Source organism: Myxococcus xanthus, from assembly GCF_013116825.1.
GTDB lineage: Bacteria > Myxococcota > Myxococcia > Myxococcales > Myxococcaceae > Myxococcus > Myxococcus xanthus_B.
Genome location: NZ_JABFNS010000128.1, coordinates 1 through 12791, shown reverse-complemented (window position 1 = coordinate 12791; position 12791 = coordinate 1). Strand labels below are relative to the sequence as shown.

Genomic DNA, 12791 nt, shown 5'->3' with positions numbered 1-12791 from the left:
TCAGGGCGGAAGGGAAGAGGGACAATCCTCATGGCGGCGGCGAAGAACAACGGCTTGACGCTTCGGATCACCGGGCCGGATGGCTCCACGGCGGAAGCCGTGTCGGAGGCCGAGAGCGTCATTGTGGGCTCGGGCGCTCAGGCGGCGGTGAAGATTCAGGACCCGCGGGTCTCGAATCTCCATGTGATGCTGAAGGTGGACAAGGATGGCTCGGTCACGGCCATCGACCTGGGCAGTGAGGGGGGGACGGAGGTGCGGGGACAGCGGCTCGTCCTCCCCACGGCGCTCAACCCCGGGGATGTGTTGACGGTGGGCGGCAGCCGGGTGGAGGTGCTCTTCGGAGCGACCCAGCCCGAGCGTCCGCTTCCCGCGGGGGCGCGGGTGGCGGGGCCGGTGTTCCAGGGGTCGGTGGCCACGCCACCGCCGCCGCGTGGCATGCAGACGCAGACGCGCGCGGACCTGCCGAACCTGGTTCCCACGCCGCCGCCGCCCATGCGCCAGGTGTCCACGGCGCTGGGCAACCGCGTGGAGCGGGTGGCCTCTCCCGGTGTGATTCCGGTCCAGCCGCCCCGGCAGACGCCACCGGGGCTCCAGCCTCGTACGACGCCCTCCACGGCGCGGACGTCCACGCCGAACGCGGCGAACACGGCCACGCCGCGGCGCACGGTGGCGCCGCACCTCCAGGAGCCGCTGCCTCCCGAGGCCATGCCCACGCCCGAGGCGCGCGTCCTCCAGGTCGCGCTGCTGTGGGGCGACACCCTGCTGGAGGTCCAGCACTTCAAGGACGGCGTGCCCGTCACCATCGGCGAGGCGAAGCAGAACTTCTTCAACGTCTTCGCGCCGTCGGTGGGCAAGAGCCACGTGCTGGCCGTCAGCAGGAAGGATGTGCTGGAGGTGCGCGCTCCCGCGGGCTCGCGCGCCTTCGTCACCAACCAGGGCAACGTGCGCACCAAGGACGCGCTGCGGGCCGCGGGCGCGCTCTCCGGCCAGGCCGGTGAGGACGCCGAGCAGCGCTTCACCCTGGGCCTGCACGACCGGGTGGAGTTGTCGCTGGGCACGGTGTCCTTTGTCGCGCGCTACGTGAAGCCGTCTCCGGTCATCACCGCCGCGTCGCTGAAGGACTCCGACTTCACGTTCTTCAAGATCGCCAGCATCTGCATGCTGGCGGGCCTGGCGGTGGTGCTGACCATGGTGCTGACGCCGCGGCAGGAGCTGCCGCAGAGCGCGGACATCTTCGAGTCCCAGCAGCGCGTGGCGAAGTTCCTCATCACCCCGGAGAAGCGGCTGGAGGCGAAGAAGCTCCAGCTGTCCGCGCCGGAAGAGGGCGCCAAGGCGAAGGACGAGGAAGGCAAGTTCGGCAAGGAGGAGGCGAAGCAGCAGGAGGCCGCGCCCTCCAAGCCCGGCACGCCCGTGGTGGACAAGAGCAAGAAGGAGAAGGACCGTCAGGCGGTGGGCAAGGTCGGCCTGCTGGGCGCCTTCAAGGGCATGAAGGGTGGGGCATCGGACGTGTTCGGTCCCGGGGGCTTCGGCACCGGCATCAACGACGCGCTGGGTGGCCTCAAGGGCGGCGCGGCCATGGGTGACGCGCAGGGCGTGGGCGGCGTGGGCTCGCGTGGCACTGGCAAGGGCGGTGGTGGCACCGCGCTGGGCATCGGCGGTCTGGGGACGCAGGGCACCGGCCGTGGCACGGGCGGGTCCGGCGGCATCGACCTGGGCGGCCGTGGCAAGTCCATCACCAAGGTCATCCCCGGAAAGACGACGGTGGTGGGCGGCCTGGACAAGGACGTCATCGCCAAGGTCATCCGGCGGCACCAGGGGGAGATCAAGTACTGCTACGAGTCGGAGCTGAACAAGGACCCGAGCCTCGCCGGCAAGGTGGCGGTGGCCTTCGTCATCGACCCCACGGGCGCGGTGTCCGACGCGAGTGTCGCTGAGACGACGCTGAACAGCGCCGCGGCGGAGCGCTGCATGCTGTCGCGCATCCGCCGCTGGAAGTTCCCGGAGCCCAAGGGCGGCGGCGTGGTGTCGGTGACGTATCCGTGGCTCTTCTCGCCCGCGGGCGCGGGAGGGTGAACGGCGGTCGCGGCCTGTGAAGGCCCCAAGTGGCGTGGACGAAACGGTCCACGCCACTTTCGTTTTTCCCCCACTGCCGGTTCCAGGGGGCCGTCATTAACGTCTGCGCCGCTCCCGCGTTGCGCTGGGAGGGCACGTCTGTCGGGAGGACCCGTGAAGAAGTCTCAGTTGATTGCCGCGCTCGCGCTGCTGTCGTCTCCGGTTCTCGCGGCCACACCGCCGGAAGGGGTGGCGTTCGAGCCGCGCCGTGGTTTCTTCACCGAGACGGACATCGGCGTGTTCTTCACCGTGGGCGGGGAGAACGTCTACTCCAACGCCCAGACGTACCTTCAGCTCGGGGTGGGATACGACCTCACGGAGAAGCTGTCGCTGGGGGCGCACTTCGGGCTCGGTTCGTCCGCGCAGAACTGCTTCGCGGGCTACCTGCCCGGCACGGAGACGTGCGCGCTGTCGGACAACTTCACCATGGCCTTCTTCAACCTGTCGGCGGCCTACCACGTGCGCGTCATGGACCGGCTGTTCCTCACGCCCAAGGTCGTGGCGGGCTATACGCGGCTGGATCCGGCGCCCGTGGACCCCGACGAGGGCGACCCGGGCCGCGCCGTCAGCGCGCCCAACGCGGGCCTGGGCTTCGGCGTGGAGTACGCCACGGGCATGGACCACTTCTCCGTCGGCGCGGACCTGCTGGCCCGCTACGTCATCGGGCCCAACATCACCTCCTTCGCCATCTTCCCGAAGGTGAAGTACACGTTCTGACGCCCGCCTACACGAAGGGCCCGCCCCAACGCAGTGGGAACGGGCCCTGGTGACGCGAGGCGCCCCGTGAGCGCCCCAGCAGCGCGAAGGGCTACTCGCCTTCGGCCGCGCGCTCCTCGCGCTTGCGGTCGCGCTCGGCGCGGTAGCGCTCGCCCACCGCCAGCGCCTTCTTGCGCATGCGGATGGACTTGGGCGTCACCTCGACCAGCTCGTCGTCGGCGATCCACTCCAGCGCCTTCTCCAGGCTGATTTCCCGCGGCGGGGTGAGGATGACGTTCTCGTCGCGGCCGGCGGCGCGGATGTTGGTGAGCTTCTTCTCACGGCAGCAGTTCACGTTCAGCTCGGACGCGTGCGAGTGCTCGCCGATGATCATGCCCTCGTACACCGTGGTGCCGGCGCCGATGAAGAGCGAGCCACGCTCCTGGATGCTGAAGAGCGCGTAGGGCACAGTGTCGCCCAGGCGGTCGGAGACGATGGCGCCATTCTGCCGCTTGGGGATGTAGCCGAACCACGGCTCGTAGCCGTCGAACTGGCTGCTCATGATGCCCTCGCCACGGGTGATGGTGAGGAACTCCGAGCGGAAGCCGATGAGGCCGCGCGCGGGGATGCGGAACTGGAGCCGGGTGCGGCCCGAGCCCAGGGTGCCCATGTCCACCATGCGGCCCTTGCGGGGCCCCAGGCGCTCCGTCACCGCGCCCACGCTGTTCTCGGGCACGTCGCAGAAGAGCAGCTCCATGGGCTCGTGGACCTGTCCGTCGATCTCCTTGGTGATCGGCTCCGGGTTGGAGGCCGTCAGCTCATAGCCCTCGCGGCGCATGTTCTCGATGATGACGGCCAGGGCGAGCTCGCCGCGGCCCACCACGCGGAACGCGTCCGGCGTGTCGGTGTCCTCCACGCGGACGCCCACGTTGCGGTAGGCCTCGCGGTAGAGGCGCTCGCGCAGGTTGCGGGAGGTGACGAACTTGCCTTCCTTGCCCGCCAGCGGCCCGTCATTGACCTTGAAGACCATCATCATCGTGGGCTCGTCCACGGCGATGCGGGGCAGGGCCACCGGCTTCTCGGCGTCTGCGATGGTGTCGCCGATGGAGATCTCCTCGATGCCGGCGATGGAGACGATTTCACCCGGACCCGCGTCCGGAATCTCCACGCGCTTCAGGCCGGAGAAGCCGTACAGCTTGACGATCTTGCCCGGCTGCACCTTGCCGCCCTCGCGGCAGACGGAGACGGGCATGTTGGCGGTGATTCGGCCGGACTGCACGCGGCCCACGGCCAGGCGGCCGACGTAGTCGTCGTAGTCCAGGTTGGCGACGAGCAGCTGCAGCGACGTCTCGTCCGACTTCGGCGGAGGCGGGATGTGGTTGATGATGGCGTCGTACAGGGGCTCCAGCGTCGTGCCGGGGACCTCCAGCTGCGTGGACGCCTGCCCCTGGCGGGCGACGGTGTAGAGGACGGGCATCTCCAACTGCTGCTCGTCCGCGCCCAGGTCGATGTAGAGCGAGTACACCAGGTCCAGCACGTCCTTCGCGCGGGCGTCCTGGCGGTCGATCTTGTTGATGACCAGCACCGTCTTCAGGCCCATGGCCAGGGCCTTGCTGAGCACGAAGCGCGTCTGGGGCAGGGGGCCTTCGGCGGCGTCCACCAGCAGGATGACGCCCTCAACGAGGCGCAGACCACGCTCCACCTCACCACCGAAGTCGGCGTGACCCGGGGTGTCGATGATGTTGATCTGCATGCCCTTGTAATTGACCGCGGTGTTCTTCGCGAGAATGGTGATGCCCTTCTCGCGCTCGAGGTCGTTCGAGTCCATCACCCGTTCGGCGACGTGCTCGTTGCTACGGAAAGTGCCCGCCTGGCGAAGCAGGTGATCGACGAGCGTGGTCTTGCCATGGTCGACGTGAGCGACAATGGCGACGTTACGAATATTTTCGCGAGGAATCATACGAACCGAACTGTGATGGCAGGTGGGGAACGCCCGAGGACGCCGGGGCTTCCGAACCCCACCGGAACCCGGGAGGTCGGCGCTTATATGCCGCGAGTGCGTCCCCTGCAATGCAGCCGGAAGCCCAGCGTTCATGCGAGCGGGTTTTCACTCCTGTCACCCATGAACAACGCCAGGGGGCCGGCCTCTTCCGGAGGCTCAGGGGCCAGCGGGAGGACTCACCACCGGTGTAGGCGCGGGGGAGGGGGCGACGGTACGCACGTTCAGTCGCTCCCGGAGGAAGCGCTCGACGCGGGCTTCCACCCGCCCGGGGGCTTCGAGTGGGGTGGTGTGGGTGCCTTCGGGGATGAGCTCCAGCTCGGCGCCGGGGATCCGGTCGGCCATCTCCTCGGAGATCCAACCCGGCGTGAACTTGTCCTGGCCGCCCGCCACCACCAGGGTGGGGACGTCCACATGCGGCAGGTGGTCCCACGCGTTGTGCTCCGCCATGGACTCCAGGGTGCGCACGAAGACGACGGGGTCCATCCGGGCCAGGTGGTCGAAGTAGGGGGCCAGGTCGTTGCGGGCGATGCGCTCCCGGTTCATCTCCAGGGTGATGGCCAACTGCACGGCCAACTCCGTGCGCAGCACCGTGTGGATGATGCGGGCGGACTGCTCCGGGTAGCGCTCCACCACGCGGCGGATGAGCGGGAACGCCCGCTTGAGCGCGGTGGAGTCGTGGAAGGTGTCCAGGGGGTTGCCGTAGCTGCCGCACATCAGGACGAGCCCACCCACGCGCTGGGCGTAGCGGCGCTGGAACTCCAGCGCCACCTGGACGCCCATGGAGTGGCCGAAGAGGACGACGCGCTCCATCCCCACGGCGTCGAGCATCCGCCGCAGGTCATCGCAGGTGTACAGCATGCCGATGCGAGAGCGGTCCTCGGGGACGGTGGAGCGGCCGTGGCCCCGGTAGTGCCAGCGCAGCACGCGGTGGTTCCGGACCAGGTAGGGCGCCAGGTACTTCCAGGCGAAGCCGTCACAGCCCAGGCCGTCACAGAAGACCATGCCCGGGAGGCCGTCTCCCTGGACCTGGTAATACAGCTGCGCGCCATCCGGGACGCGCAGGCGGTCCTGGTGGAAGTACCGCGTACCGGGGCTCATGCGTCGCCCATCTCCGCCTCGTCCTCGGGCAGGCCCTTGTCCAGGCCGTAGCGTGAGATCTTCAAGATGAGGTTGGAGCGGCTGATGCCCAGCTCTCGCGCCAGCCGGCTCTTGTTGTAGCGCGTGCGCATCAGTCCCTGCTGAATCATCTCCCGCTCCAGGGCTTCCACGGCTTCGTGCAGCTTGCCGTGGGCGCGCGGAGAGATGAAGGGGCCTCCTCCGGGCAACACGGCGTCGCGGATGCGGCTGGAGATGAGCTCGGCGGGGATGGACTCCAAGTCGCCCCCCAGCACGAGCAGGCGTTCGATTTCGTTCTCCAACTCGCGGATGTTCCCCGGCCACGCGTACGCGCCCAGGATGGCCAGGGCCTCCGCGTCCAGCCCGCGCGCGCGCTGGCCCTCGCGGTGGTGCTTGCGCAGGAAGTGGTCGATGAGGACGGGCATGTCGTCGCGCCGCTCCCGCAGGGGCGGCAGCTGCACGCGGATGACGTTGATGCGGTAGTAGAGGTCCTCGCGGAACTCGCCCCGCTTCACCAGCTCGCTCAGGTCCTTGTGGGTGGCGGCGATGACGCGGACGTTGACCTCCTTGAGCTGCGTGCCGCCCACGGGCAGGAAGGTTCCCTCCTGGAGCACGCGCAGGAGCTTCACCTGCAACGCGGCGGACATGTCACCCACTTCATCCAGGAAGAAGGTGCCGCTGTCGGCGACCTCGAAGAGGCCCTTCTTGTCGCGCAGCGCGCCGGTGAAGGCGCCGCGCGTGTGGCCGAAGAGGGCGCTCTCCAGCAGGTTGTCGTTGAAGGCGGAGCAGTTCTGCACCACGAAGGGCTGCTGCGCGCGCGGGCCGCTGAGGTGGATGGCGCGGGCCACCAGCTCCTTGCCGGTGCCGGACTCGCCATTGATGAGGACGGTGGAGTCGGAGTTGGCCACCTTCTCCATCAACCGGAACACCTCCATCATGGGGCCGGAGCGCCCGATGATCTTCTCGAAGCGGTAGCGGTCGCTCAGCTCACGGGACGACCCGGGCGCGCCGTCCTCCTGCCGGGAGGCCTCCGACGCTTCGTGGTTGGCGATTTCATTCGCCGCGCACTCGAGCAGGTCGGACAGCTTGCTCAGCTCGGCGCCGTCCAGGACGGGAACCTGCTCGCTCCACCCGTCCAGGGCCACGTGCTGCGGGGCGAACTGGCGCACCTTCGACTTGAGGACGTCTGCTTCGCGCGCGTCAAGAGGCTGGCGGGCGAAGCCCTCGACGAAGAGGAACCCCTCGTATTCGTTGGCGATGTAGAGGGGCGCGCCCACGATGCTGAAGTTGAGGTGGCAGTCGTGGATGAGCGAGCGGCGCACCTTCTTGTTGGCCTTGAACTTCTCGTTCAGTACGCGGACGGACTGGCCGCAGCGCCGCAAGCCCTCTTTTGAGGTCAGGGCGGCACGGCAGAAGGCGTTCGGCGGCGGGCTGACTTCCCCGCGCTGCCACTCATGCACCACGCCGTGGCGGTCCGCGAACGCCAGCTCGACCTGCCACCACTTGCGGATGACATCCCTGAGCATGATGATGGTGTGCAGGTTCAGATGCTTCCCGTAGTCCATCCCCACCTCCGTCGCGTCTCCCCACGCTCCGGAGCAGGGGATGCCGGGCCTGGCGGCAGCCAGATTCCCGGCCTCTCATACCTCATGACTGGGCATTAGCCGCACCCCGCACTCCCGTGACTACTTCCCCTTACACCCGCGGTGAATCCGGGCATGGCCACGAGCATGACCACGGCGACGGGCATGGCCACCACCACCATCATCATGGCCATGGGCACGGCCATGGGCACGGTCCCCGGAGGGGCGGACTGGCGGAGGAGCGGAAGAAGGACAAGCGCCGGCTCATCTTCGCCCTGGTGCTGACGGCCACCATCGCGCTGGCGGAGGCGGTGGGCGGCTGGCTGACGAACTCGCTGGCCCTGATGTCCGACGCGGGCCACATGCTGACGGACGTGTCCGCGCTGGCGCTGAGCCTGGTGGCGCTGTGGTTCGCGGGCAAGCCGGCGGACGTGAAGAAGACGTACGGCTACTACCGGATGGAGATCCTCAGCGCGCTGCTCAACGGCGTGTTGCTGATGGGCATCACCGGCTTCATCCTCTATGAGGCCTGGGAGCGGGTGCGCTCGCCGGCGCAAGTGGACATCGGGCCCATGGCCATCGTGGCGTCGGTGGGCCTTCTGGCCAACCTGGGCGCGCTGGGGTTCCTGCACCGCTCCCACTCCATGAACGTGCGCGGGGCCTTCCTGCACGTGCTGGGGGATACGCTGTCGTCGGTGGGGGTGCTCGTGGGCGCGGGCATCATGGCGTACACGGGCTGGTACGTCGTGGACCCCATCATCTCGGTGGTCATCTCCATCGTCATCGTCATTGGCGCGGTCCGGCTGGTGCGCGACGCGGTGGACGTGCTGATGGAGGCGGTGCCGGCGCACGTGGACCTGGCGCAAATCAAGGAGCTGATGCTGCGCGCGCAGGGCGTCACGGCGGTGCATGACCTGCACGTGTGGACCATCTCCAGCGGCGTGTACGCGCTGTCCGCGCACCTGGTGGTGCAGGACCCCATGGTCTGCAACAACGACGAGATTCTCTCCGCGGTGAAGCACGACCTGTACGACCGCTTCGGAATCGACCACACCACGATTCAAATCGAGAGCGAGACCTACTCCCACCTGGGCGAGGTCCACTGACGGCCCTGGGGCCCGGCCGGGCACCTCGTCCGCGTGCCCCAGCGGACGCTCCCAGCAGCTTCGCCTTGCCTCGGGCGGCGCGGGCGGATGATTCTCAGCGCTCCATGAACGTGCTGGACAAGGTGCTGACGTTTCGGCCGGGGAACACGGTGGCGCGGGTGGGCGCGGGTTCGCGCGTTCCGCTGCTCAATCCCCGGGAGCTGCTGCGTGCTCTGGCGGAGGCGCCGGTTGCGCTGCCGTGCCTGCCGGTCCAAGCGAAGGGCGCCTTGCCGGGCCTGCTGCGCGCGGCCCGGTCGGAAGACGCCGTGCTGGGGCTGGCCTGCCCACACCCGCTGTCTGACCGGGGGGCGCCCGAGCGCTTCGTCGTGGCCGCGCACCAGGCCGCCGCCGAGGCCGAACACGCGCGGCCTCTGTTCCTCCAGGCCGGGCCCATTCGGGTGGCCCGGGCGGACGCGGACACGCTGGACGCCCTGAAGGACGGCATCTACCGCGTGGTGGACGCCGGCTTCTCGCTGGTGTCGTTGGACCTGTCCCGGCTGGACTCCTACGAGGCCGTGGAGGCCGTGAATGCCCTGGTGGCGCCGGTGACCGAGCGCGAGCTGGCGCTGGAGCTGACGGGGCCGGCCGCTTCTGGCGGGTTCGTGGACGCGTACCGGACGCTGCTGGAGGGCCTCCGGCAGTGGAAGGTGCCGGTGGACTTCGTCCGTGTGCCGGAGACCGCGCTAGGTGAGGGCGAGCTGGACGTGCGGCTGCTGCGGAGCCTGGTGGAGCTGGCCGCGGAGTACGACGCCGTGCTGTCGGTGGGGGAGGCGGGCTCGACGCTGGCCGGCGGGCTGCCCACCCACGTGGCGGCGGGTGTACGCAAGGTGGACTGCGTGGGCGGCTTCGAGCGGCTCGCGCTGGGGGCGTGGCCCCCGGACGTCCGCGCCAGCGTGGCGGAGAAGGCCGCCGCCGCCGGGCTGCCCGCAGGCCAGCTGCTGAGCGTGCTGGAGGAGCAGCTGCCGCCGCTGGACGACGCCGCGCGGGAGAAGCTGGAGGCCCTGTCCTTCATGGAGGCCACCGAGATACTCGCCGCGCTGGGGGCCACGCGCACGGGGCAGGCGTCACTGCGCTTCCTGGCGGAGAAGCGGGGCGACTGAGGCCGGAGCGCGGTGTAGAAGGGGCCCATGCGAATCGTCGCGGGCACCGCCAAGGGCCGCGCCCTGGCCGGCCCCAAGTCCTCGTCCCTCCACATCCGTCCCACGGCCGACCGCGTCCGGGAGACGCTCTTCAACGTGCTGGGCCAGTTCCTGGACGGCCAGCGGGTGCTGGACCTCTACGCCGGCACCGGCGCGCTGGGCCTGGAGGCCGTGTCTCGCGGCGCGGGGCAGGCGGTGCTGGTGGACCAGGACCGCGAGGCGCTCACCCTCTGCCGTGAGAACGCGCGGGCGGTGGGGCTCGCCGGGCAGGTGGAGGTGCTGTCCGCGCCGGTGGCCCGTGCGCTGGAGACGCTGAAGCGGCGGGGCGACCGCTTCGAGCTCATCTTCGCGGACCCGCCGTATGCCGCGCGCGTGGTGGAGACGGTGCTGGACGGCATCGTGGCCGCCGGGCTGCTGACCCCCTCTGGCATGGTGGTGGTGGAGCACGACAAGCGCGAGGCGGCGCCGGACACACATGCCGGCCTCGACCGGGAAGACCAGCGCCGCTTCGGGGACACGTTGGTGAGCTTCTATCGGGCGCCGTGAGCAGTCCTTGACCGGCTCCCGGGGGCATCCGAGACTTCCCGGCACATGCTGGTCGCCATCTATCCTGGTTCTTTTGATCCGCTCACCAACGGGCACCTGAGCCTCATTCAGCGCAGCCTGAAGATGTTCGATCGGCTCATCGTGGCCATCGCGGTGAACCCGAAGAAGACACCGCTCTTCTCCGAGGAGGAGCGGCTCGCGTTGATTCGAGAGGCCGTCCAGGACGACCGGGTGGAGGTCGACGCCTTCCACGGTCTGCTGGTGGACTACGTGCGGCGCCGCAACGCGGGCGTCATCGTCCGCGGGCTGCGGGCGGTGTCGGACTTCGAATACGAGTTCCAGCTCGCGAACATGAACCGCAAGCTGGCGCCCGACGTGGAGACCGTCTTCATGATGACGGGGGAGGACTACTTCTACATCTCCTCCAACCTCGTCCGGGAGGTGGCCTCCTTCGGTGGGGACGTCACCGGGCTGGTGCCGCCCAACGTGCACGAACGTTTGAAGGCCAAGTTCGCTGGAAGGAAGTAGCAGGCAGTCCCCTTGTCCGGCGTGGGGCTCCGCGTTAGGCAGGGGACATGAAACTCGCTCACCGGCTCCAGGCCATCAAGCCGTCTCCGACGCTCGCTCTCAACTCGCGCGCCAAGGCGCTCGTCGCCAAGGGTGTGGATGTAGTAGTCCTGGCCGCGGGGGAGCCGGACTTCGACACGCCGGATTACGTGAAGCAGGCCGCGGTGGACGCCCTGCGAGCGGGCTTCACCAAGTACACCCCGACCAACGGCATCCCGGAGCTGCGCGAGGCCATCTGCGCCAAGCTCGAGCGGGACAACGGCTTGCGCTACACGCCGGACCAGGTGCTCGTCACCTCGGGTGGCAAGCAGGGCCTCTACAACTTCTGCCAGGCGGCGCTGGAGGAGGGGGACGAGGTCATCATCTTCGCGCCCTTCTGGGTCAGCTACCCGGACATGGTGCGGCTGGCGGGTGCCACGCCCGTCATCGTCCCCACGCGCGAGGAGGACGGCTTCGCGCCAGACCCGGACGCCATCCGCCGCGCGCTCACGCCGCGCACGCGCGCCGTCATCATCAACAGCCCAGGCAATCCCACCGGCGCCGTCTATTCGCGCGCGGCGCTGGAGCGCATCGCCGAGGTGCTGCGGCCCCACGACTGTCTCATCGTCACAGACGATATCTACGAGAAGCTGCTCTACACCGACGAGCGCCTGGGCATCAGCGACGTGGCGCCGGACCTGGTGCCGCGGCTGGTGGTCGTGAACGGCATGAGCAAGGCGTACTCCATGACGGGCTGGCGCATGGGCTACGTCGCCGGGCCCAAGCCGCTGGTGGCCGCCATGCAGATGGTGCAGGACCAGTCCACGTCCAACGCCTCTTCTATTGGCCAGAAGGCCGCGCTGGCGGCGTTGCAGGGGCCGCCGGACACCATCGCCGCCATGGTGAAGGAGTACCGCGAGCGCCGTGACTTCTTCATCGCGGGACTGAACGCGCTGGACGGCGTGCGCTGCCGGATGCCCGAGGGCGCCTTCTACGCCTTCGCGGACGTGCGGGGCCTGCTGGGTCGGTCGTACAAGGGCAAGCCGGTGACGTCCGCGATGCAGCTGTCGGAAATCCTCCTCGACGACTTCCGCGTCGCCGCCGTGCCCGGCGAGCCGTTCGGCGCGGAGGGCTACGTGCGCATGAGCTTCGTCACCTCCCGCGAGGTGCTGCAGAAGGGCCTTGCCCGGCTGGGTGAGCTGGTCAAGGCCCTGAGCTGACCGCTCAGTCCGTGTAGGCGAAGGCGCGGAACTCGTCGCGGTACTTGCGGTAGACGAGGACGGCGGGGCGGCCGGAGATGTTGCCCACGGCCGTCCACACGTCCTTGGGGTTGCGCAGGTCCAACCCCAGCCGCGCGGGCGCCTTGCCGTACTTCTTCTCCATGGCCTCCAGCGGCATCACCTCGACGTCATAGAGGGTGATGAGGTCCGTGCGCTTCAGTCGCAGCTGCTTCACCCACGCCGACACCAGCTCCTCCGGCGTGGCGTAGCGCTCCGCCTCCAGGCTGAACGGGTAGAGCAGCTCGTTCGAGGCGGTGCGTACGTCCCCCGTCAGCAGGGACTGGAGGAGGAAGCGCGCGTCCGCCTGGATGTCCTTGCGGATCTGCTCCTCGGGGGACAGCGGCGGCGCCTCCGGGACGGCGTCGCGCTTGAAGTCGGCAAGTCCGGGAGGCAGGTCGACCGGCGGTGCGTCCGCAGGGGGCGGTGTGGGCGCCGCGCGGGGCGACTCGGCGGCGGCTGCCGACTTCGGAGCGGCGGGGGCCTCGGTCTTCGGGGCCTCGGCCTTCTTGGCGGCGGTGCGTGCCTTCTTGGCGGGGGCCTCAGAGGGAGCCGGCACAGCGGGCGCTTCAGCGGCCGGTGGCGTCGCGGGCGCCTCGGCCTGCTTGGGCTCCGCCTCGGGCGTGGGC

The 12791-nt window shown here is 69.3% G+C and carries 11 protein-coding genes; 7 read left to right on the top strand and 4 right to left on the bottom strand.

Annotated elements, in window-relative coordinates; all coding sequences use genetic code 11:
• The first annotated feature begins 30 nt into the window (after positions 1 to 30).
• Positions 31 to 2073, top strand: a complete 2043-nt coding sequence (locus tag HNV26_RS29390; protein WP_171444335.1) for a TonB family protein — start codon at positions 31 to 33, stop codon at positions 2071 to 2073.
• Between the two features lie 153 nt (positions 2074 to 2226).
• On the top strand, positions 2227 to 2829 hold the full coding sequence (gene cglE / locus HNV26_RS29385) for an adventurous gliding motility protein CglE (protein WP_171444336.1): 603 nt from the start codon (positions 2227 to 2229) through the stop codon (positions 2827 to 2829).
• A 91-nt stretch (positions 2830 to 2920) separates the two neighbouring features.
• Here the strand turns inward: cglE and typA are convergent, their stop codons facing one another.
• The 3 genes from typA to HNV26_RS29370 all read right to left on the bottom strand — a co-directional run bounded on the left by typA (position 2921) and on the right by HNV26_RS29370 (position 7491).
• Positions 2921 to 4768, bottom strand: a complete 1848-nt coding sequence (gene typA, locus HNV26_RS29380; protein WP_171444337.1) for a translational GTPase TypA — start codon at positions 4766 to 4768, stop codon at positions 2921 to 2923.
• Positions 4769 to 4966: 198 nt separating this feature from the next.
• Entirely contained in the window at positions 4967 to 5908 is a 942-nt protein-coding gene (locus tag HNV26_RS29375) for an alpha/beta fold hydrolase (protein WP_171444338.1), read from the bottom strand.
• On the bottom strand, positions 5905 to 7491 hold the full coding sequence (locus tag HNV26_RS29370; RefSeq protein WP_171444339.1) for a sigma 54-interacting transcriptional regulator: 1587 nt from the start codon (positions 7489 to 7491) through the stop codon (positions 5905 to 5907). Before HNV26_RS29370 ends, HNV26_RS29375 begins: the two co-directional genes overlap by 4 nt.
• 116 nt (positions 7492 to 7607) lie before the next feature.
• Between HNV26_RS29370 and HNV26_RS29365 the strand changes: the two genes are divergently transcribed.
• The 5 genes from HNV26_RS29365 (at position 7608) to HNV26_RS29345 (ending at position 12105) form a co-directional block, all read left to right on the top strand.
• Positions 7608 to 8615 (top strand): cation diffusion facilitator family transporter, encoded by a 1008-nt coding sequence (locus tag HNV26_RS29365; protein ID WP_171444340.1) that lies wholly within the window; start codon positions 7608 to 7610, stop codon positions 8613 to 8615.
• A gap of 104 nt (positions 8616 to 8719) precedes the next feature.
• Entirely contained in the window at positions 8720 to 9754 is a 1035-nt protein-coding gene (locus HNV26_RS29360; RefSeq protein WP_171444341.1) for a hypothetical protein, read from the top strand.
• Positions 9755 to 9781: 27 nt separating this feature from the next.
• The gene (gene rsmD, locus HNV26_RS29355) at positions 9782 to 10339 is read left to right on the top strand and encodes a 16S rRNA (guanine(966)-N(2))-methyltransferase RsmD (RefSeq protein WP_140854625.1); all 558 of its coding nucleotides are present in this window, start codon (positions 9782 to 9784) and stop codon (positions 10337 to 10339) included.
• A gap of 45 nt (positions 10340 to 10384) precedes the next feature.
• Positions 10385 to 10867, top strand: coding sequence for a pantetheine-phosphate adenylyltransferase (coaD, locus tag HNV26_RS29350; RefSeq protein WP_171444342.1), 483 nt, complete (start codon positions 10385 to 10387; stop codon positions 10865 to 10867).
• 47 nt (positions 10868 to 10914) lie between these two features.
• On the top strand, positions 10915 to 12105 hold the full coding sequence (locus HNV26_RS29345) for a pyridoxal phosphate-dependent aminotransferase (RefSeq protein WP_171444343.1): 1191 nt from the start codon (positions 10915 to 10917) through the stop codon (positions 12103 to 12105).
• Between the two features lie 4 nt (positions 12106 to 12109).
• Here the strand turns inward: HNV26_RS29345 and HNV26_RS29340 are convergent.
• Positions 12110 to 12791, bottom strand: a 682-nt coding sequence (locus HNV26_RS29340; protein ID WP_253817182.1) for a hypothetical protein, incomplete at its 5' end; no start/stop codon positions are given.

What these genes read in the sequence shown, in the direction of transcription:
- HNV26_RS29375 (WP_171444338.1), bottom strand. Translation starts at nt 5,908, where the DNA reads ATGAGCCCCGGTACGCGGTACTTCCACCAGGACCGCCTGCGCGTCCCG.
- rsmD (WP_140854625.1), top strand. Translation starts at nt 9,782, where the DNA reads ATGCGAATCGTCGCGGGCACCGCCAAGGGCCGCGCCCTGGCCGGCCCC.
- HNV26_RS29345 (WP_171444343.1), top strand. Translation starts at nt 10,915, where the DNA reads ATGAAACTCGCTCACCGGCTCCAGGCCATCAAGCCGTCTCCGACGCTC.
- HNV26_RS29370 (WP_171444339.1), bottom strand. Translation starts at nt 7,491, where the DNA reads ATGGACTACGGGAAGCATCTGAACCTGCACACCATCATCATGCTCAGG.
- typA (WP_171444337.1), bottom strand. Translation starts at nt 4,768, where the DNA reads ATGATTCCTCGCGAAAATATTCGTAACGTCGCCATTGTCGCTCACGTC.
- HNV26_RS29390 (WP_171444335.1), top strand. Translation starts at nt 31, where the DNA reads ATGGCGGCGGCGAAGAACAACGGCTTGACGCTTCGGATCACCGGGCCG.
- coaD (WP_171444342.1), top strand. Translation starts at nt 10,385, where the DNA reads ATGCTGGTCGCCATCTATCCTGGTTCTTTTGATCCGCTCACCAACGGG.
- HNV26_RS29360 (WP_171444341.1), top strand. Translation starts at nt 8,720, where the DNA reads ATGAACGTGCTGGACAAGGTGCTGACGTTTCGGCCGGGGAACACGGTG.